Below are 21279 nucleotides of genomic sequence, written 5' to 3' on the forward strand. Positions count from 1 at the left end.
TTTATGCTGAAAAATATTGTTTATGTTTCTCTTCCGGAAAATTTTACAAGTCAAATTAAAGATTTTATATTTGATCCTAGTATACTTCTACCTGTCGAAGTTGGTGATGTTCAACATTTTTCTCAAGATGAACTTAATTTTGAGTCTGTCATGTCTGCTATTCTTAAGATATCAGCTTATGATCAGGGTAATATTAATTTTCCTTATTATAAAAAGCTTCTATTGGCTTTAAATCCAGATATTGTCAACGTGCTTATTCATGTAGGTCTTACTAAGATTGATTCGGGGGATTATAACTTGGCGCTTGAGATTTTTCTGGCATTAAAAGGTATTGATGATGAGAATGAAATTCTTCTTTTTAATTTAGCCTTATTGTATGAGAAGATGGCTGAAAATTTTTCAAAAATCGATCATGATATGGCTGCTTTAGATAGCAATCAAAATGCCTTAAAAATTTATGAGAGACTTTTAGAATTTGAAAATCCGAATGAAAATGTGTTTGCGAATGCTGGTTTTTTCTTTGTTAAACAATACAAATTAGACAGAGCACAAAAGTTGCTAAAACATTATTTAAAGATTTCTAATAATCTAAAATTAAAAAATAAGGTAAATGAGGTTTTACGTGCTATAGGAGTTCATAAAAGTTTAGCCTTAGAGCTTGAGAGAATATATGATTTGATAATTTTGTCAAAAGAAGAGCAAGCTATTTCTGAACTTATTAAACTTTTGGAATATCATGAAAATTCTTGGAATGCTTGGTTTTTGCTTGGATGGGGATATAGAAGAAAGGGATTTTACTTTGAGGCAAAAAATGCTTTTCTAAGGGTGTTATCTCTTGATGTTAAAAATATTGATGCTATGAATGAGATTGCAGTCTGTTTTATGGAACTTCTTGAATTTAAGAATAGTCTTAAATATTTACTTAAGGCTTTAAAGCTTGAACCTGATAATATCAAAATTATTTCAAATCTTGGGATTCTTTATTTAAAAATGGAACAAAAGAAAAAGGCCAAAGAATGTTTTGAGATAGTTCTTGAATATAATTTAAATGATTCTATTGCCCTTAAATATTTAGAATTATTAAATAAATAGTTTTAACTTGTTTGATATTATTTTAAGTAATAAATTTGTTAAGACTGGCTTTTTTAAGTCTATTATTAATTGAGTATCCAATTTGACTGTTTTCCACAAATTCAGCAAGTATTTGTTTATATTTTTTCTCGGATTCTACGAATATTTTGTAAATGTTTTTTGCATATTCTTCTAATGTGTTAAATACACATATATTGTTCATATCCCATGATCCAGTGAACCAGTATGATCTAAAAGTATCTTGCATAATGAGCACTTTTGTATCTCGTCTTAATACATACCGTCTTATGCTATCTCTTTGTCTAAATAAATAAACAGGTATTCGTGGTCTGTAATGTTCTAATAAATTTCCAGGTGACTGAGATATTTCTTTTTCTGTTGAGGAGTATTCTACTGTAAATTTTCCTTTAAGTTCTTTTTCTATCATTTCTTTTGTAATTGATCCGGGTCTGAGTATTGATATGTTGCCTTTAGGATCAAATCCTATAACAGTTGATTCTATTCCAATTCTCGATACCCCATCTTTTTTTCTGATTATTCCCTTAATTAAGCCATCAAATTCATTGATTGCCATTTCGAAATTAGTGGAACTGGGGCGTCTTGATAAGTTTGCTGATGGTGCTGCTATTGGAACCCCGCTCATCTTAATTAGCTTTAAGGCCACGGGTTCTGAGGGTATTCTTACTGCTATACTGTCAAGTCCTCCGTTTACGAAGCTAGATATTTTACCTGCACTTTTTAATATAAATGTTAAAGGTCCTGGAGTAAACTTTTTCATTAAAGTCAGTGCACTTTTTGGTATGTTTTCTACAAGTCCACTTATCTTTGCTATTGATTCTACATGCACTATTAAAGGGTTTGTGATGGGACGTTTTTTTACTAGAAAGAGCATTCGTACCGCATCATCATCGTATGCATTAGCACCAATTCCATATACTGTTTCTGTAGGAAATACTACTAATTCTCCTGTTTGTATAAATTTTGCTGCCTTATTTATTTCTGACTGTTCTATAATTTCTGTTTTCATTACTTGGACTTCCTATTATTAGTTTTACTTGACTTAATTTATTAAAGCAAAAAAGTTGCAAATAAACAATTTAAGTTGATGGAGTTGATTACTTTTTGTGTTGTAAGTTTTAATCTTTATATTATCGTATACAATATAGTATAATGCGTAGTATGATAAGTTTATTTGATCTTATTATGAGTGCTAGGTTTAGATTGTTATTGTTATTGTTTGCGGTTGCCCAGTTAAATGGTGCTATTGTGGGACTTGCTTCTTGGTACGGCGAGGCTTTTCATGGCAAACCTACTGCTAATGGTGAAAAATTTGATATGACATCTCTTACTGCTGCACATAAAGAACTTCCATTTAATACTGTTGTAAGAGTTACTAATTTGCTTAATAATAGAACAGTTGTTGTAAGAATTAATGATAGGGGTCCTTTTAGAAAAGATAGGATAATTGATTTATCAAAATCCGCTGCTGAAAAACTGGATTTTCTAGGAATAGGAGTTGCACCTGTAAAACTTGAGATATTGGAACAACTAGATGATAAAAAGGTTATAGCTGAATCTAAAAAACCTAAGCAAACTTCTAAGGAAGTAAGTCATCCTGAAAACAACTTTGTTGTTACAGAGCCAGAATTGAACAAAAATTCTGACTTAGATAAAGTTCGTCCTGAAGTTGCAGAGAGAATAGCAGATAGATTAAGTTCAGAACCAGATTTTTATATACAAGTAGGTTCTTATAAAATGAAAGATTATGCGCAGAGAGCTTATAAAATACTTAAAAAAGCTGGACTTAATGTTTTTGTAAATTCTCATGGACCTTTTTTTACAGTATTTATTCCTACTTATGCTGATGATGTTCACAAGAATGTTGAACTTATTAAATCTACAGGATATAAGGAGATTTTGGTAAGGAAGACCAAAATTCCAGGTGATAATGTTTCTATGGATATAGATTAATATAGATATTGATTTTGATCTATTTTTTTAAAAAATTTATTTATCATTAATTTTATATTCTTATGAGTTGAGTAATAGGTATTAATATCAGGTAATGATTGCAGAAATAATTTACCATATTTTTTTTCGAAAATTCTTTTATCAAAACATACTATGATTCCATAGTCTTTTGAATCTCGAATCAATCTTCCAAATCCTTGTTTGAATTTCATTATTGCTTGTGGCAATGTTTCTTGTATAAAAAAATTTTCATTTGCTTTAATAGCCAATTCATTTTTTGCTATCAAAATTGGATCTGATGGAACTTGAAATGGCAGTTTGGGAATTATTACCATTGTTAATTTATCCCCCTTAATATCAATTCCTTCCCAAAAATTTTTTATTCCTATAAGTACACTTTTTTTTTGTGAATCTTTGAATGAATTTATTAATTCGTTTTTTGGTAATTTTCCTTGTATGAAAAGATTGATGTCGCTTTCAATTAAATAATCTTTAATGTTTGCATTTATATATTCTAGACTTTTAAATGATGTTAAAAGTATTAAAGTGCCCCCTTTATTTAACGTTATGAGTTCTTTAATATACTGTGTTGATTGACTTAAAAATTTTTCTTCTTTACTAGGGTCTTCAATGTCAGATACAACTGTGAGTATTGATTTTTCTTTATAAAGAAAAGAATATGGTAATTTTACAGTTATGATTTTTTGATCGCTTAAGTTTAATCCTGTTTGATTTAAGAAATATGAAAATGACTGATTTATCATAAGAGTGGCTGAAGTAAAAATTATCCTTTTTGCTCTTCTGTACATAATCTTGTTTAGTTCGGGACCTAAATAAATCTCTGAAGTTTTAAATATAGGTATATTTTTTTTATTTTCTATCCAGAAACAAAGATTGTCATATTGACTTTCAGAGATGAAATTTTTAATTAATGATTCTTTGGATTCTATGTTTTTAATTAATCGTTCTATTTCAATTTTAACTGTTTTATTTTCCATGTCTTGTAGTATTGTCATTATATTTGTTTTGTATTTTTTTAGATTATATATTATATCTTTCAGATATATTACGATTTGTGTATAAAAACTCGTTTTGTGTGTATCATTTGTGATTCTATAAATTGATGGGAATTGTTTTTGTCTTTTTATCATAAGTTCAATATTTTCAAAACCTAGCATTGTTTCGGCTTCGAAATTTTTCTTAAATTTATCATTTATACTTTGTTTCTTAATGATTCTATCTATTTTTGTAAAAATTTGTTTTATACTAATTCTTGAAAAATTTTTACTAAATAAGGTTCTTGCAGCTTCTTCCAGATAGTGCGCTTCATCAATTATTATATTTTTTATATTGGGTAAGATTAAATTAAGCTCATCATCAGCATCATTTTTTTTAGAACTATGTTCATAATTTTCTTTTCCTGTTAATATTTTGTCTTTTATATAAAGATTATTTAGAAGTAGATGATGATTGGTTATGATAATGTCACATTCTAATATTTTTCTTCGTGCCTTTTTAAAAAAACATTTATTTTCATCGGGGCAAGTAATCCCGGAGCATGTCTCAGAATTTGCTGACACTTCTTCCCAGATTTGATCATCGATAAAATTAAGTTCATCTTTATCTCCTGTTTTTGTATTTTGTGACCAGTAAATTAATTCTTCTAATTTTGTTTTGTTTAGTGTATGTATTAAAAGGTTGTTTTCAAGTTCTTCAAGCCGGCGAAGGCAGAGATAATTTTTCATTCCTTTAATTATTCCAAACTTGACTTCAAAAGGGAGAATTTTTGCTAAAGAGTCTATATCTTTTTTAATTAGTTGTTCTTGAAGATTAATCGATGCTGTTGAAATTATTACTTTTTCTTTTGTTTTTTGAATGAAGTCAATAGCAGCAATTAGGTAAGCAAGGCTTTTTCCAGTTCCTGTTGGTGCTTCAATTACTAAAAAACTTTCATTTTCAAAGGCTTCTTTTATTTTTTCTATCATCTTTAGTTGTGTATTTCTTTTTATAAAACCTTTGATTTTTAATTCACTTTTTGCGAGTATGTATTCAGTTAGGTTCAATCTTGATAAGTATCCTTTTTGAGTAATGCATATATTTTTGCTGAAGTTATTGTAAATTCCTTATGATTTAAACTTGCATATCTTTATGTTTACTTTCATCTTCTTTTAAAAAAATGTATTATTACAAACATTATCTGTAATTCTTGTGATTTTTGAAAATTCATTTTTTGAAATCTTCTTAAACATTGTCATTAGCATTTTCCACTTAACAGGCTTTTCATTTCAAATTTAAGTTTTAGAATTCTTTTTTGAAGATTCAATTTTATACATTTCTTTGTCATATAGTATTATCTTATTATATATTTATTTTATGAATTTTTTAAGTAATATTAAGCGTCCAATTATGATTTTGGCTCCTATGGAAGATGTTACAGATACTGTTTTTAGGAATTTGATTCATTGGATAGGGAATGGGAAAGATGTTCCTGATATTTATTTTACTGAGTTTATCTCTGTAAGGGGACTTCTAAATAAGTCAAAACAGTCAATGCAACATATTTTAACAAAAAATGATGAACTGAGTAGACCATTGATTGCTCAAATTTGGGGAAATGAACCCAATGAATTTTTTAAAGCAATAGAAATTTTAAGTAATTTTGGATTTTGGGGTATTGATCTTAATATGGGATGTCCTAAAAAAAGATAGTTAAAAAAGGTACATGTGCTGCTTTAATTAATAATAAATCTTTGGCTCGTGAAATCATTATTGCAAGTAAAGAAGCATGTGTTAAATTTGGATTGTCGCTTAGCGTGAAGACAAGACATGGATTTTTTTATCCTGAGATTGAAGATTGGTTAGGATTTTTACTTGAACTAGGTATTGATATGTTGACTGTGCATCCCAGACTTGCTATTAATCAGAGTGAAGGGCCTATCGATATTGCTGTCTTTGATAAGCTTGTTAAACTTAAAGAACAAATCAATCCTTCTACATTAATTATTGGAAATGGAGATATTTTAAGTCTAGAGCAAGCCCATCAAATTGTAAGAGAACATTTTATTGATGGGGTAATGTTTGGACGTGGTATTTTTAATAATTTAAACTTATTTAGGCAAGATGTACCTAACTTTTTGAGTAGTAATTTGAATTTGAGATTAAATATATTAAAATTGCATATAATGGATTTTTATTCTACTTGGAGTCTTACTAAAGATTTTAATAAACTTAAGAAGTACTTCAAAATTTATTTTAATGAGAATGAAAGATGTAGTGAATATTTTCACAATATTATGAATTCAAAGAATTATGATGAGCTTTTTGAAAATTTAGAACAAGTAGATATTATAGGAGATTCTTTAAGTAATGAGTGATGAACTTTCAAAAAATTATAACCCTAGGCTTTTTGAAGATAGAATTTATAAAAAATGGTTAGATAATGATGTGTTTAGTCCTAACAGAGATTTTAAATTAAGATTTAGTATGGTTGCTCCTCCTCCAAATGTTACCGGCATTCTTCATATGGGGCATGCTCTTAATTTTACTTTACAAGATATTCTAGTTCGTTATAAGAGAATGCGGGGGATTAGTACCCTTTGGCTTTTTGGCACAGATTATGCTGGTATTGCTACTCAGTCGGTTTTTGAAAAGCAGCTTAAAGAGCTTGGAAAGGAGAAAGATGATTTTAGTCGTGAAGAATTCATTGAAGAAATTTATAAATTGAAGGATAAACATAGAGAGATAATTGTTAATCAGATAAAAAAACTTGGAGCATCTTATGATCACTCAAGAGAGATATTTACCCTTGATGCAGGTCCTTATCGGGCTGTTAACAAGGTTTTTATTGACTTATACAATAAGGGATTGATTTATAAGGGAGAATACCTTGTAAATCTTGATCCTGGATTTGGAAGTGTTGTTAGTGATGAAGAAGTTGAATATAAAGAGGTTGTGGGAAAGATTTATTTTATTAAATATTTATTAGATGATGATACTTTTATTGAAGTTGCAACTACCAGACCTGAAACAATGTTTGGAGATGTGGCTGTAGCTGTTAATCCTGATGATGATAGGTATAAATCTTTAATTGGTAGAGATATTACAGTTCCTATTACAAATAAAAAGGTTAAGATAATAGCAGATAGTTATGTTGATATGGAGTTTGGTAGTGGTGCTTTAAAGATAACACCTGCTCATGATCCTAATGATTTTGAAATTGCAAAAAGACATGATTCTTGCTAGGATAAATATTTTAACTAAAGATGCAAAACTTAATGAAAATGTTCCAATTGAGTACCAAGGCTTGAGTGTTAGTGATGCAAGAAGCAAAATAGAGAGAGATTTAAAGAATAAAGGATTTTTAATAGATATTAAGAGTCATAAACATCAGGTTGGACACTGTCATAGATCTGGGGAGGTCATTGAACCTTATTTATCAAATCAATGGTTTGTAAAAATGAAACCATTGGCTGATGCTGCTTTAAAAGCTTTAAGAGATGGTGATATTAAATTTTATCCTAAAAAGTGGGAGAATACATATAAAAATTGGTTATTAAATATTAGAGATTGGTGCATATCTAGACAACTTGTTTGGGGGCACAGGATTCCTGCTTGGTATGATGTTAATACAGGAGAGATTATTGTTAGTGAATCTGATCCTTCGCTTGACAAGGAGGAGTATAAGGGCAGAAGTTTTAGAAGAGATCCGGATGTACTTGACACTTGGTTTTCTTCTTGGTTATGGCCATTTTCTTCTCTTGGTTGGCCCGAAATTACTCTCGATTTTAAAAATTATTATCCCACTACTACTTTGATTACAGCTTATGACATAATATTTTTTTGGGTAGCCAGAATGGTAATGGCAGGACTTGAGTTTACAGGTCAAGTTCCTTTCAGAGAGATATATATAACGCCACTTTTAAGAGATAAAGATGGCAAAAAAATGTCAAAATCTTTAGGTAATGGCATAGATCCCCTTGAAATTATCGATCAAGTATGGAAGTGATGCTTTACGTTTTACACTTGCATTTTTATCTGTGCAAGGTCAGGATTTGAATATTGATATTAAAGATTTTATGTTTGGGGCTAAATTTTCAAATAAAGTATTTAACGCTTCTAAATTTATTTTATCAAATTTAGAAGGTAGGGCGGTACTGGATAAGTTTGAATTTGATGACATTGATAAATGGTTACTTATGAGTTTAAATTCAACTATATCTGTTATAGATTATGCTTTTAAAAATTATAAGTATAATGAGGCTACTAAAGCAATATATGAGTTCTTTTGGAATGATTTTTGTGATTGGTATATTGAAATTAGTAAAATTAATTTGAGTAGTAATGATATTAATATTCAAAATATAACTATTTCTAAGCTAAGTTTTTTCTTAAAAGAATCTTTGATTATGATGCATCCTTTTATACCCTTTATTACTGAAGAGATTTATTCTAAGCTTATGTCTTATAAAGATGTGCTAGCTTTAACAAAATATCCTGAGTTTGTAAATCAGAGAGATTTTAAGGAAGAATTTCAGCAGTTTAATTTATTTAAAGAATTTATTATATCAATTAGAACTCTTAGAAGTGAATTTAGTATAGTTCCTAATATTAAGATTAATGTTGCTTTAAAATTTGATGATACTTTTAGATATGGAAAATTTTTTAAAAAGCATGAACATATTGCCAAGAAGCTTATTAATTTTGATTGCATTTTTTACAATCAGAATTATGTTAATATGATAGGTGTTCCTAATGTTGGCTTTGAGAGTTTTGCAGATATTAAGCATTTAATAGATTCTAATAAAGAACTTGTAAGACTTAAAAAACAATTAGAAAAATATGAAAAATTCAAGTATTCAACTCTTTTAAAGCTTCAAAATCAAAACTTTTTGGCAAATGCTCCCGGTGCAGTTATTGATTTTGAGAAATCAAAATTAGAAGAATTTAATTCTTTTATTTCAAAAATTAACAATTATATTAATAATTTAAGGAAATAGTTATAATCTCTTTAAATTAAGGTATGTCACATAGATTGTATTGACGTTTATTATTTGTGGTATTGAGTTAAGATGGGTAGTTTTGTATGAGTTCTTATTTATTATTTATCGTTTGGAACTATTTTTGATATTCACGTTTTTGTTTTTTAACTTTGAGTTCTTTTTGCGAAGGTTTATTTTCCCTTTTGTGCTTTTATCATATGTCTTTTATTGTTAAAGCCCTTTACTTTAGAGTAATTAAAGTTGCTGCGTTTTAATCCATCTTTTACAACTCTTGCGGCAGAAAATGTTGAGAGTTTTGTTCCAATTTTGCTTTTTTTTGCAATTATAGTAAATATTTCCTCATTCCACATTTTTGGATTTTTACTTGGACTAAAACCATCTAAAAACCAGTAATCTATGTGGCTTGGTAATTCTTTAAGTTTTTCTTTAGCCTCCCCAATTAATATTTTTAAATTAATATTGTTTGTTATTTTACATTTTATATTCTTTGTTGGTCTATTAGGATATTTTTTAAGCAATGTATTGAAATAGTTACGTTCTGAGTTAAAAAATTGTGATATTTTTTTTATTTGTTGTTTTTTTAGTGGAAATTTTTCAATTGAATAGTAGTTAATTTTTGCTTTGATGAGGCTATTTTCTTTTATATACTTTAAAAGGGCTATGAAATTAAGACCAGTACCAAATCCCAATTCTGCGATTGTTGCATTTTGTAGATATATAAGTTCTTTATCTAAGTCACAACCTTTGATAAAAACATACATGCTTTCTTCAAGTCCATATTGTGGGTCGTAATAAATATCCTTAAATTTATTTGAATATATGGTTTTATCTTTAAATATTAACTTATCCATTCGTTGTATGAATGGATAAATGATAAGTGATGAAATATTTTTTTATTAGAAATTTTATAAATAAAAAAAACCAATGTATTTAAAAACATTATTATTCTCACAATTAATTTTGATTTTTGTTTGACTAGGATAATAAGATTTAAACCCCTAACCCTAAAGGTCTTTGCCTGGTTTTTTTAAGAGAAACTAATTTTATTCTTTAGTTTCTCTTTTATTTCATTCTTCTATAATAGCTATTATTTCTTTGGCTTTTAAAATTAAGTGTTCCTCATCTTCAATTTTTACAGCCGCTCCAGCATATTTTTCATAAAGTACTATGTCTCCAATTTTAACAGTAATTTCTTCTTTACTAGAGCCAATAGCCATGACCGTTCCGATATTTGTTTTTTCTTTTGCATTTTCGGGTATATATAATCCTGAAGTTGTTTTACTTTCGGCTTTTTTTATTTTTATTAAAACTCTATCACCTAAAGGTTTAATATTCTTCATTTTCAAACATCTCCTTAATTTGATAATATAAATATACGAAAAATTGGAGTATTAAGTCAATATATTTAGATAATACTTGAAACTTCATCCAATTTTAAAGATAATTCTTTTAATAAAAGATCAAGTTTAGGTGGAAAAAGGTGTGATAACAGTAAGTAATTTAGAAGTTGCGTTTGGCGAGAGAATTTTATTTAAAGATGTTAATATTAAGTTTTCTTCTGGAAATTGTTATGGAATTATTGGTGCTAATGGCGCAGGGAAGAGTACCTTGTTGAAGGTTTTAGGTGGGACTATTGAACCTAGTAAGGGAGAGGTATTGTTTGCCAAAAATCAAAGAATGGCTGTACTTGAACAGAATCAATTTGCTTATGATGATTTCAAGGTTATTGATACTGTAATCATGGGACACAAGAAACTTTATGCTGTGCAAAGAGAAAAAGATGAAATTTATGAAAAGCCTGATTTTAGTGATGAGGATGGAATTAGAGCTGGGGAACTTGAGGCTGAATTTGCTGAACTTGGGGGTTATGAGGCTGACTCTAATGCTGCAATACTTCTTAAAGGGCTTGGCATAGATGAATCTGTACATTCTAGTTTAATGGGAGATATTGAGGCAGCTTTAAAGGTGAGAGTACTCTTGGCACAGGCTCTTTTTGGAGATCCTGATATATTACTTCTTGATGAGCCTACTAATAATCTTGATATTCAGTCTATTAAGTGGCTAGAAGAATTTTTAATTAATTTTGAAAATACAGTTATTGTTGTATCTCATGATAGACATTTTTTAAATCAAGTTTGTACTCATATCGTTGATATTGATTATGGAAAAATTCAAGTTTATCTTGGTAATTATGATTTTTGGTATGAAACTAGTCAGATTTTGAACAAACAATTAAAAGATGCTAAGAAAAGATTTGAGGAGAAAATAGCAGAACTTAAGACTTTTATTCAGAGGTTTTCTAGTAATGCATCGAAATCCCGACAAGCAACTTCAAGAAAGAAATTAATTGATAAAATTAGAGTTGAAGATTTAAAGCCATCTTCGAGAAAGTTTCCTTATGTTAACTTTAAGAGTGAAAGAGACCTTGGGAAGAATGTTATTACAGTTAAAAATTTGACTAAAGAATTTGAAGGACAACATATTTTGAATAAGTTTAGCATTGTCATAGAACCTGGGCAAAAGGTTGTCTTTTTAGGAAGTCCAATATCGACAAGTTCTCTTTTTGATGTGATTACCAATGAAGATAGAGATTATAAGGGTCATTATGAATGGGGTACTACTGTTAATTTTGCATATTTTAAGAGAGATAATGAACAGTATTTCAGTGTAAATTTGAGCTTGGTAGATTGGTTAAGGCAGTACTCAAAGGAGCAGGATGAAACTTATATTAGAGGATTCTTGGGACGAATGCTTTTTAGTCAAGATGAGGCTTTAAAGAAAGTGAGTGTTCTCTCAGGAGGTGAAAAGGTAAGGTGCATGCTTTCAAAGATAATGCTTAGTGGGGCTAATGTATTATTGTTAGATCAACCTACTAATCATTTAGATCTTGAAGCAATTACATCTCTAAATGCGGGTCTTAAGGATTTTAAGGGGGTTGTGTTGTTCACTTCACATGATCATCAATTTATTGATACTATTGCGAATAGGATCATTGAATTTACCCCTAATGGAATAATTGATCGTTTTATGACTTTTTCAGAGTATATTGATGATCTTAAAGTTAAGGAATTAAGGGATAGTCTTTATGAAGGACATGCTAGTTTGAAGCTTTAATTATACATTTACTGTGTGTTTTTAATTGTGTATTTAACCATTTGGAATATTTGTGGTTTTTAAAACAAACGTTTGTATTTTTATATTTTTATGTTCTCATTTTTTTCTTTCAGCAAATGTTAATCTTTATTTTCAGAAAGCTTTAACAGGGCAAATTTTAGGAAATCCTATTATTGATGAGAGACGTAATACTATTACGGTGTTAACTAAGGATAGGTGGTTGATAACTTATACGATGTCTTTAGATAAAAAGTATTCTTATAGGTTAAATCGAACCCCGTACCCCTTTCTTTTAAAAGACTTTGGTAATGGATACTATGTTATTACGGTGCGTAACGAAGTGCAAAAAATTAGAAGAGGAAAGCTTATATGGAAGTATAATTTAGGAGCCTCTCCTGTAAAGCCCCCTTCAATAGGAAATGGCTATATTTTAATTCCTCAAACTAATGAGAGGATTATTGCTTTAAGTCTTGGCGAGGGTCAAAAAGTTTTTGAAATTAGTATAGAGGGTAGAGCAGCAACTTCTTCTGTTGTTCTTGAGAATGGTAATTTTTATATCACAAATGAAAATTATAGAATGTTTGCTTTTAATCCCCAAGGAGAGAAATTATGGAGCAAGGATTTTGAGTCTTTTCCTAATGTATTAATGGTGAGTACTAATAACGAGATAATTGTTGGATATGAATCTGGAGATGTCATTGTTTATGATAGTGATTTTGGCAGTACATTAAATTCCATTAATTTAAATTATCCTATTAATTTTTTATTTGAAAAGTTCGATGGAGAATATGTTGCAGTGTCTAATGTTGGGATTTGTTTTAATTTAAGTAGGAATTTTAATCTCATGTTTTTTGAAGATTTATCCTTAAAACTTAAGGAAGCTTTGCTTTATGATAATGAGAATCTTTTTGTTGTCATGGAATCAAATAGAGTTTTATCTCTTGATAAGTATTTCAAACCGGTTGACAGGTATGATATGAAAGAAATTTCGGGACTTGTTGCTAATGTTGGCATCATTGCGACTGGAGGATTTAATTGGATACTAACTGCCTATTATTATAGGTATAAAGATAATCTTGATATGACTGTTTGGAACCATGCATTAGGTAATAGATACCATCAAAATAGGATAGACTTTAGAGAGAAGTTTTTAGTAGAGAATGAAGATATTTATTTCACCCTTGATAAAATGCTAGATGCTAAATATAGTAATCGGACTTATAATAATTTTTTGAGTACTCTGGATTCTTTATTGGCTCAATATGGAAGTTTCCCTAAAAAATATTTAGATTTATATAAAAAGGTTATTGATAATTGGCTTGCTCCGAAAGGTGAAGTTGATAGGATCGTGCAAAGAGGACAACTTTATAAGTATTATATGTATGTTGATGATTCAGATTCAATTAAAAATTTTATCAATGTAGCACTCGAAGAAAAGAATATCAGTAATGTAATTCAGTTAGTTAAAATGATTTCTAAATTTGAATATTATCATGAGCAAGATGAGCTTGTATATGATTATATTCGGTATATAATATTGAATTACCAGGGTAATTTAGAGATAGCTTATGCTGTTCTCATAAGTTTACGTAAGATAATTCTAAATTCTACGGAAGAAAATCTCAAAAAATATAGGGATAAATATTTAACTCTTTTGAAATTTATAAAGAGGCAAAATTTTTCTGAAAAAATTAATCGGTGTGTTGACAAAATTATTGTAGAGCTTTAATTCATTTTATTGATGATTTTGTGTTATTATTTATTGAATACATCTTATAGTGTGTTAGAGTTGATATTTTATACTGATTTGATTAGTAGTTAGAGTTTATTAATTAAATAGGGGGAGAATTTATTATGAAAAGAATACAGGTATTTTTTGTTTTTTTATTTATCTTTTTAAATATTTTTACTTTTCATGCTAGAGAAGTTGATAAAAAGAAATTGAAAGATTTTGTTAATATGGATTTTGAATTTGTGAATTATCGAGGTCCTTATGAGTCCACGGATACGTACCAACAAATAGTAGGTATTGGTGAATTTTTAGCTAAGAACTTAACTAATAACATGTCTAACTATTATAACAAGTATCATATTAATAGGTACATTAACAGTGAGGATGAAAAAAGTAGTTCAGATGTCTTCATTATTAGTGAGAGAGCTTCTATTGATAGCATTTTAAATCTTAGAAGAATACTCATGGGGTATTTAATGGAAGGTTATAATTATAGTAAAGAGAGTGCAGAATTACTTGCTAAAGCCATTACAATATATAATGCTACCTATAGAGGTGATTTGGACTATTATGGTGGTGCTTATATTCCAACTGCCCTTCAAGGCCTAAGTCAGAATAATATAGGACTTTCGAGAGTTTATAGTCAATGGGCAGGTAAGACGCATATTTTCATTCCTATTAAGAAAAATATTTTATCAGGAGATATTGATTCAGATGTTGATCTTGATAGAATAGTTACAGAAAAAGTGGTAGCATCTCTTTTAAGTGAAAATGAATCAGTTGCTGGTACGGATTTTGCAAGGGATTTAACAGATGTTCAGGATGAGATGCGAGATGTTGATCAGGAAAAAATTGATATTGAATCTGCTACTTTAAAAAACATTGATGATGAATTAACAGAAACCATTGATAATTTAAGAGAGCAACTTGAGAAGGCCACTGATACTACTGATAAGGAAGATATAAGAAAACGTATTGACGATAAGATGATCGAGAAGACTAATTTAAAAGATAAATCAGAGGGGATTAAAAAAGCACAAGAGAAATTAGACGATTCACAGAAGAAACTAGATAAGCAGAGGGATGTGGTTAGGGACAAGATACAAAAAAGTATTGACAAGGAAAACAAGGATAAGAATTTGCTCAAACCCGGAGAAGTGAGTTCGCCAAAAGTAGATAAAAAATTGCAATTATCTGAAACTATCGAAGATTTAGAAGAGCAACATGAGAAATCGATGTTGCTGATGATCAGGAAAATATAAAAAGGCAAGTTGATGATAAGGCGACTAAAATAAACACCTTAAGTGACATTCCCAAAAACAAAGAAGAGGAGGGAGTGGGAAAAGCACAAGAAAAATTAGATAATTTACGAAAAATACCGAATAACATACAAAATAAAAACATACAAAATAAAAACATACAAAATAAAAACATACAAAATAAAATAGATAATAAAAGAGATATTGCAGCTAAAAATGAGTCCAAAGGAAATATGAGTAGAGGAAGGAAGGATAAGAATTTATTAAATCTGGTAAGAAAGTAGATTCACCAAAAGTAGATAAAAAAATAAAAGCAGTTAAAGAGTTAAAAAAACAACTTAAAAAAGCTACTGATCCTAAAAATACTTCCCCTAGCGTTTCAAATAAGCAAATTTCTAAGCGTTTTCCGGATAAACCATCAATGTCTAAAGGGCAACCACAGTCAGGTCAACTTGCAGACATAGGTAAGGAAGATATAAGTAGGTTATCTCTTGAGAGTGAGAACTCGTAAACCTGTATTTTTAGAAATTATCAATCCTAATACAAACTTGGGTGTTCTTAGGTTAATTGATTCAGATGAAGAGAAATTAAGAGAGACTTCTCAATATGGAATTAGAAGATACGGAGTATATGAAAGGAAAGACGATTTTGTGGCTATAAAACTTTGTTCAGGCGTTGCCAAGCTTCAGTTACTTAGTAAGGTAGAAAATTTGCAAGTTAAATCTGAAGCAGAGTTTGAGTTGAATAGGGATTCTTCTTTATTTGTTAATGAAGAAATGATTTTAGTGGTTGTTAAGGATAATAATGTTTGGAAATTGGCCAAGTTTGCTTCACAGGATTTGAGTAAATTTATTTTATCAGAAGGCGAAGTTTTGCCATTTACAAGTTTTACTGTTAAGGAAAATCGAATTTATTTGCAAGATTCATCTAAAAAAATTGTTGCTTTAGATTTAAGTACTTTAAAGAAAGTAGCTTGAAGAGATTTTTAAAGCAACAATTTAAGGTAAAAAAATTAAACAAATTGAATAATCTTTAGGTAATGAAAAAAGGAAGAATGAAACTTCATTCTTCCTTTTTTGTTAACTTCCTTCTTATATAGAAACAATCGGGACAGTGAGATTCGAACTCACAATCCCCTGCTCCCAAAGCAGGTACCTTACCACTAGGCCATGTCCCGAAAAAATTACGCGCCAATTAGGACTCGAACCTAAAACCTACAGATTAGAAGTCTGTTGCTCTATCCAATTGAGCTATTAGCGCTTTTGAGCCTAAAATTGAGTATAGCATGTTGAAAAAACCTTGTCAATAAAAAGAATATTGCTTATATTTCGTTAGAATGCGAGATGCTTTATAATTATTTTATGCTTAATATTGATTTAATTGTGGATGAAACTTTATTGAGATATCCAGATGTTAAACCTTTTTTGAATTTTAGCAATAATTATGAGCTTTTGATAATGGTGATTTTGAGTGCAAGGACAACTGATAATATGGTCAATCAAATTGCACCTGAATTTTTTAAAATATATGAAGATTTTGAAAGTTTAGCTAATGCTGACTTAATAGATGTTGAGAAGTTGATTTATAAGTTAGGATTTTATTCAAACAAATCTAGAAATATTATAAACTGTTCACGAATGATCTTGGAAAGGTTTAAAGGTATTATTCCAAACAATATTTTTGATTTAGTGTCTTTGCCGGGAGTGGGTAGGAAGACAGCTAATGTTATTCTTGGGGTTATTTATAATAAGCCGGCTATAATTGTAGATACGCATTTTAGTAGGGTCGTTATGAGACATGGAATTACCTGCGAGAGTACTCCTTTAAAAATTGAACTAGATTTAAAGAATAAAATACCTGATTTCAAACAATATAGATTTTCTATGGCCATTAATAGACATGGAAGAGACATCTGCACTTCTCGCAGTAAGACTTGTAAGAATTGTTTTCTAGAAAAATTTGCGCCAAGACTCATTTGATGTGATTTAATCATGAAATTAAAGGTTTCATATATTTTTTAAGTTTTAAATTTATTGATGCTAGTATGATGTTAATGATGAATAGTATAATCAGGGGATTTATCCATATCCATAAGTATTCTTTTCCCATTTCTATGTATTTTAAAAGTTCCCCGAGGCTTGGATAGGAATTTTGATCTGCTTGTTGTAAGAAATTGATTATTTCAAAAGTAGTAAGACTTTTAGAGATTTGTAGGGGAATTATTGATGAGATTGATGAAAAAACTTCTGGGAATATATGATGTATGATTATTCTAAATTGATTTGCACCCATAGTTTTGCTTGCTTTAACATAGTCAAGATTTTTAATGAGTAGTGTGTTATTTCTTGTTATGAATGAAAATTTGATCCACCCATGTATTAAGGCTAAGGTGCAGGCGACTTCTAAAATATTATAACTTTTTTGTTTGGCAAAGTAGTGGTAAATTAGCATTAATATATAGGTAAATGGGATTGTTTGTAGTGCTTCTATCGGTTTTGAGATTATCAAGCAAGTTTTAGATTTTAAGCTTCCTAGTGCTATTCCTATGAATATTCCAATTATTGCAGAAATTGTTTCATAATTCAAAGCAAGTAAAATAGAATTCCTAGTAGCAATTATTAATCTTGCTAGTATGTCTCTACCCATTTTATCCGTCCCTAGAGGATTTGTGGTTGTTGGTGTTTGAGGTAGTTTGTTTATTGTTTGAATATATGTTTTATTTGGATCTTTTTTGTATATTGCAAACTTGGAATTTTCATTAATTAATTCAGGGATTATTATTAAAAATAAAATAAAAAAACCTAATAGTATGGTATATAATTTTTTGAGTTTATTCATTATTCTAATATTTCCTTATAAGGATTAATGTTATGTATTAAGATGTCTGTTATTAGATTTGATATGAGCATGATAAAGACACCAATAAATACTAGATCTTTGTAAAGAAGATAGTCATTGGTTTTAATTGCATTAATTGTGAGAGCTCCAATTCCATCAATTCCAAACATTTTTTCAATAAATGCTGAGCCAAAGAAAGCTGTTGCAAGAGTAGTTCTAAGATGGGTAATTAATGGTACTAAAGAAGGAATTAATGCATGGCGTGTGATTATTTGAAAAGCTTTTATTCCCCTTGATTTTGCAGTTATGATGTATAGTTCAGATAAATTTTTGTCTAGGGATTGTTTAAAAACAACAGCATTAAAGATTAAGGGTTGCAAAAACCATGCAAATCCACCTAGTATTAGGTTTTGTGGGTTTATTTTTAGATAAAAGAGTAAAGCAAATATTAATGTTGCAATTAAATTTCTTGGCATTGAATGTAAGAATAACATTATATATTCTAGAATATTGTTTAAGATGTTATTATGTATAAATAAGGACCAGGTTATAATGCAAAGAATAGCCATTGTATAGGATATTATAATACCTGGAATTGATATTTTAAGTGTATTTTTCATCTTGCTAAAGATTATACTAATTGATGATTTATCTTGTGTAAGAGGTGAATTATTAGGAGTTCCCCATATTAAGCCTTTATATTTTGTTTTGTAGACTATGTACAGGTTGCTTGAAATTTGTTTTGCAAAATGATTTTTGCTTAAAGGTGTCTTAGGGTCAAAATCGTACATTAGTTTGTAACTTTCAATACTCTTGATTATGCCAACATATTCCAAATAATCTTTAAATATATTTTTTTTTATAAAAGGAATATTTACATTATCATTTGCAAACATATCGATCAGTGATATGCAAAAAAATGTTGATATAACAGCATTAAGCAACATATATAATATATTCTTTAGAATATATTTAACTGTGATTTAATCTCCTTTTATGAAGAATTTTTATTTGATCAAAATAACTTAGTAAAAAATAAGAGATCAGTGAAATTACTATTGATATTAAGTAAAAATTTTGCTCTATATTTTTATTACCCCAGGTGTGTTTTATGATTAAAACATCACCTTGATGGTAGTGTTCATCGTCATCAAGAATTTTAATGACGATAGAATTTTTAGGATAATATCCTAATTTACTTGCTTCTCTTAAAATTTCTGGTTTAGATGTTTGTAAATTAATATACTTTTTTTTTAAAGTTTTTTGTATGTCTTTTAGATTTTCAATATAATTTTTCATTAAAATTAAGTTGTTATTTAAGTTTTTATAGTTGATGATTCCTGTTTCTCCAAAGATTGGAGTAATTATGAAATGGCAGATCACACCTATGTAAATAGATAACGTAATTTTTTTTACTAAAAACATACCGCCTTGTAATTATATCTTTAATATATTATATTTACAAGTGTGTAGTCGTTGACTATGGGTGCTTATAACCTTTGTTTTGAAATAGATTTGGAGAAAAATTTTGATATGACAAATCATAAAAATTCTTTTTTTATTAAGGAAGAACCTAAAGAAGTTGATTTCGATGTAAATAGTGTGTTTTTAGAGCACTCAGTTAATGACAAAACTATTTCCTTACGTTCTGGAGAGATTAAAGATCTTTTGGATGAAAAATTGTTAATACTTGATGCTTCTTTAAGGCAAAGACATTGTGAGTTGGTTGATTATTTGAGAAAGGTCGAAGAGCGGATTTTAAGAGTTGAAGACGAAATATTGGGATGTAATATGCATTCTGTTGAAAAACTTGCTAATTCTTTAAAGCCAGCAAACTTTATGGATTCTAAAAATGACACTGATATTAAGGTTGATGACTTTGGTGAATTGGTAAGAAAAGACAATAATTTGCCGAATATTTCACTTGATCAAGAAGAGTTGGATGCTTTGCTTGAAGGACTTAATGAAATTTCAAAGGATAATAAAAAAAGTTTTATTAATAATAATGGTTTGGAGAGTGACTCTGATATAGATGTTTCTCTTGAATCAATTTCTAGAAATGATTTTGATAACTTGAATGCCGAGCATAATTTATCAGCAGAAACAGGAATTAGTACACATAATATTATTGATTCGATTCCTAAGAGGGAAGATGAGTCTTTAGGCGATAATATTTCTACGGTTACATCTCAGAATGATGCATTGGATAAGTCTTCTTCTGGTATAACCAGTGTTGTTAATGATGATATTGATATTCAAGATTCAATGACAAATTTAGGTGAACCTGAACAAGTTTTAAAAGAATCTATAGTTGACAGTAATTCTATTGATTTTGATGCGGATATGGACATTGATTCGTTTTTAGATAATTCTGTTCTTAATGAGGGGGGGCTATCTGATGTAGGAAGCGTACAGGAAGAAAATATTGCGTCTTATAAGCAAGATAGTTTAAGCACTCAAGATGCTTTCAATAATGAAGTAGATAAAATTGAGTATTCAAACGGGAATTTAGAGATTTTGAAGACTTTAGATGATAAAAAGATTGAAGAATTAAGTAATTTAAATAATATTACTGATATTACTATTTCTAGGAATGATGACTTAAATGTTAATTTGGAACAAGAACAGAAAATTGATAAGAGCTTTTCTGGTTCAAAAAGGCTTGATAACTTTGAAGATGTTTTAAGAGCAGATTTGAAATGTGTTGATTTGCAAAATTGTATTAAAGATTTTGAAGAAGAAAATCTTTATGATGATGAAGTAGGTGATTTAGAAGAAAAATTAGATCAAAGTGAAGATTTAGAATTAGATCCTCTAAAGGAACAAGCTATTAACAGTGATGATTCCGATTTTAGTTTTGTTGAAGTTGAGAATATAGTAAGTAAGTTTAATGATAATGAGTATTTAAGTAAAATTAAGTTGAGTGATGGCGAGAGAACCGCGTTGATAAGATTTATTAGTAAGTTAGAAATAGATCTTGATTCTAGTCCTAAAGCTAATAGCTTTAAAATTAAAAAAGAATATGAGATTTGCAGAAAATTAAGCGTTTACTAATAAGAGAGTAGGGCTATCTATTTAATTAGATATTATTTTTTATTTTTTATTGCTGCAGTTTTATTATTATTTCTAACTTTTTTTTATTTTATCAATAAATTTTTAAATCAAATTGATTGTGATTTTAATGATTTAATAAATGATATAAAGTCATATAATAATATAAATTTTTTTAGAGATTTAGATTTAGAAAATTATTTTGATAAGACTTTATTTGATA

General features: G+C 28.8%; 13 protein-coding genes, 2 tRNA genes and 3 pseudogenes. 9 read left to right on the forward strand and 9 right to left on the reverse strand.

All coding sequences use genetic code 11. The features are described from left to right. Positions 1–3 precede the first annotated feature (3 nt). A complete protein-coding gene (locus tag ACWUD1_RS03790) occupies positions 4–1092 on the forward strand; it encodes a tetratricopeptide repeat protein (RefSeq protein ID WP_472756470.1) in 1089 nt (362 codons plus the stop codon). Positions 1093–1114: 22 nt separating this feature from the next. Here ACWUD1_RS03790 and ACWUD1_RS03795 read toward each other — a convergent pair whose 3' ends face one another. Further along, positions 1115–2119 carry an L-threonylcarbamoyladenylate synthase gene (locus tag ACWUD1_RS03795; protein ID WP_472756471.1) on the reverse strand — a complete coding sequence of 335 codons (1005 nt, stop codon included), beginning with the start codon at positions 2117–2119 and terminating at the stop codon, positions 1115–1117. A 152-nt stretch (positions 2120–2271) separates the two neighbouring features. Between ACWUD1_RS03795 and ACWUD1_RS03800 the strand changes: the two genes are divergently transcribed. Continuing rightward, a complete protein-coding gene (locus ACWUD1_RS03800; RefSeq protein ID WP_472756472.1) occupies positions 2272–3063 on the forward strand; it encodes a septal ring lytic transglycosylase RlpA family protein in 792 nt (263 codons plus the stop codon). Here ACWUD1_RS03800 and ACWUD1_RS03805 read toward each other — a convergent pair. After that, positions 3060–5126, reverse strand: a complete 2067-nt coding sequence (locus ACWUD1_RS03805) for an ATP-dependent DNA helicase (protein WP_472756473.1) — start codon at positions 5124–5126, stop codon at positions 3060–3062. The genes ACWUD1_RS03800 and ACWUD1_RS03805 overlap by 4 nt on opposite strands. Before the next feature lie 310 nt (positions 5127–5436). Here ACWUD1_RS03805 and ACWUD1_RS03810 point away from each other — a divergent pair. Together ACWUD1_RS03810 and valS are read left to right on the forward strand one after the other, a co-directional pair. Continuing rightward, a pseudogene (locus ACWUD1_RS03810) lies at positions 5437–6437 on the forward strand (tRNA dihydrouridine synthase). Continuing rightward, positions 6430–9059: pseudogene (valS, locus tag ACWUD1_RS03815) on the forward strand (valine--tRNA ligase). Before ACWUD1_RS03810 ends, valS begins: the two co-directional pseudogenes overlap by 8 nt. A 173-nt stretch (positions 9060–9232) precedes the next feature. On the opposite strand, the gene mnmC2 reads toward valS, so the two are convergent. Both mnmC2 and groES read right to left on the reverse strand, forming a co-directional pair. Further along, positions 9233–9913: a tRNA (5-methylaminomethyl-2-thiouridine)(34)-methyltransferase MnmC2 gene (gene mnmC2 / locus ACWUD1_RS03820; RefSeq protein WP_472756474.1), complete on the reverse strand. Its 681-nt coding sequence runs from the start codon at positions 9911–9913 to the stop codon at positions 9233–9235. A gap of 216 nt (positions 9914–10129) precedes the next feature. Then, positions 10130–10402 (reverse strand): co-chaperone GroES, encoded by a 273-nt coding sequence (gene groES / locus ACWUD1_RS03825; protein ID WP_472756475.1) that lies wholly within the window; start codon positions 10400–10402, stop codon positions 10130–10132. Positions 10403–10544: 142 nt separating this feature from the next. Here groES and ACWUD1_RS03830 point away from each other — a divergent pair, with 142 nt between their 5' ends. The 3 genes and pseudogenes from ACWUD1_RS03830 to ACWUD1_RS03840 all read left to right on the forward strand — a co-directional run bounded on the left by ACWUD1_RS03830 (position 10545) and on the right by ACWUD1_RS03840 (position 16144). Further along, on the forward strand, positions 10545–12176 hold the full coding sequence (locus ACWUD1_RS03830; RefSeq protein WP_472756476.1) for an ABC-F family ATP-binding cassette domain-containing protein: 1632 nt from the start codon (positions 10545–10547) through the stop codon (positions 12174–12176). Positions 12177–12222: 46 nt separating this feature from the next. Then, entirely contained in the window at positions 12223–13905 is a 1683-nt protein-coding gene (locus ACWUD1_RS03835) for an outer membrane protein assembly factor BamB family protein (protein ID WP_472756934.1), read from the forward strand. A gap of 125 nt (positions 13906–14030) precedes the next feature. Further along, positions 14031–16144 (forward strand): annotated as a pseudogene (locus ACWUD1_RS03840) (P83/100 family protein). Between the two features lie 128 nt (positions 16145–16272). On the opposite strand, the gene ACWUD1_RS03845 reads toward ACWUD1_RS03840, so the two are convergent. Both ACWUD1_RS03845 and ACWUD1_RS03850 read right to left on the reverse strand, forming a co-directional pair. Beyond that, positions 16273–16344: transfer RNA gene (locus tag ACWUD1_RS03845), tRNA-Pro, on the reverse strand. A gap of 9 nt (positions 16345–16353) precedes the next feature. Further along, positions 16354–16427 (reverse strand) — tRNA-Arg (locus ACWUD1_RS03850). Positions 16428–16510: 83 nt separating this feature from the next. On the opposite strand from ACWUD1_RS03850, the gene ACWUD1_RS03855 reads away from it, so the two are divergent. Further along, complete coding sequence (locus ACWUD1_RS03855) at positions 16511–17146, forward strand: endonuclease III domain-containing protein (protein WP_472756477.1); 636 nt, start codon at positions 16511–16513, stop codon at positions 17144–17146. Between the two features lie 10 nt (positions 17147–17156). Here ACWUD1_RS03855 and ACWUD1_RS03860 read toward each other — a convergent pair whose 3' ends face one another. Genes ACWUD1_RS03860 through ACWUD1_RS03870 form a run of 3 tightly spaced genes read right to left on the reverse strand, consistent with a single transcriptional unit; the run spans position 17157 to position 19430 of the window. Further along, on the reverse strand, positions 17157–18005 hold the full coding sequence (locus tag ACWUD1_RS03860; protein WP_472756478.1) for an ABC transporter permease subunit: 849 nt from the start codon (positions 18003–18005) through the stop codon (positions 17157–17159). Beyond that, on the reverse strand, positions 18005–18952 hold the full coding sequence (locus ACWUD1_RS03865) for an ABC transporter permease subunit (RefSeq protein ID WP_472756479.1): 948 nt from the start codon (positions 18950–18952) through the stop codon (positions 18005–18007). The genes ACWUD1_RS03860 and ACWUD1_RS03865 overlap by 1 nt, the downstream gene beginning before the upstream one ends. A 25-nt stretch (positions 18953–18977) precedes the next feature. Beyond that, the gene (locus ACWUD1_RS03870; RefSeq protein WP_472756480.1) at positions 18978–19430 is read right to left on the reverse strand and encodes a septum formation initiator family protein; all 453 of its coding nucleotides are present in this window, start codon (positions 19428–19430) and stop codon (positions 18978–18980) included. A 57-nt stretch (positions 19431–19487) separates the two neighbouring features. Here ACWUD1_RS03870 and ACWUD1_RS03875 point away from each other — a divergent pair, with 57 nt between their 5' ends. Next, positions 19488–21059 carry a hypothetical protein gene (locus ACWUD1_RS03875; RefSeq protein WP_472756481.1) on the forward strand — a complete coding sequence of 524 codons (1572 nt, stop codon included), beginning with the start codon at positions 19488–19490 and terminating at the stop codon, positions 21057–21059. Positions 21060–21279 lie beyond the last annotated feature (220 nt).

This window comes from Borrelia tillae, assembly GCF_055693965.1.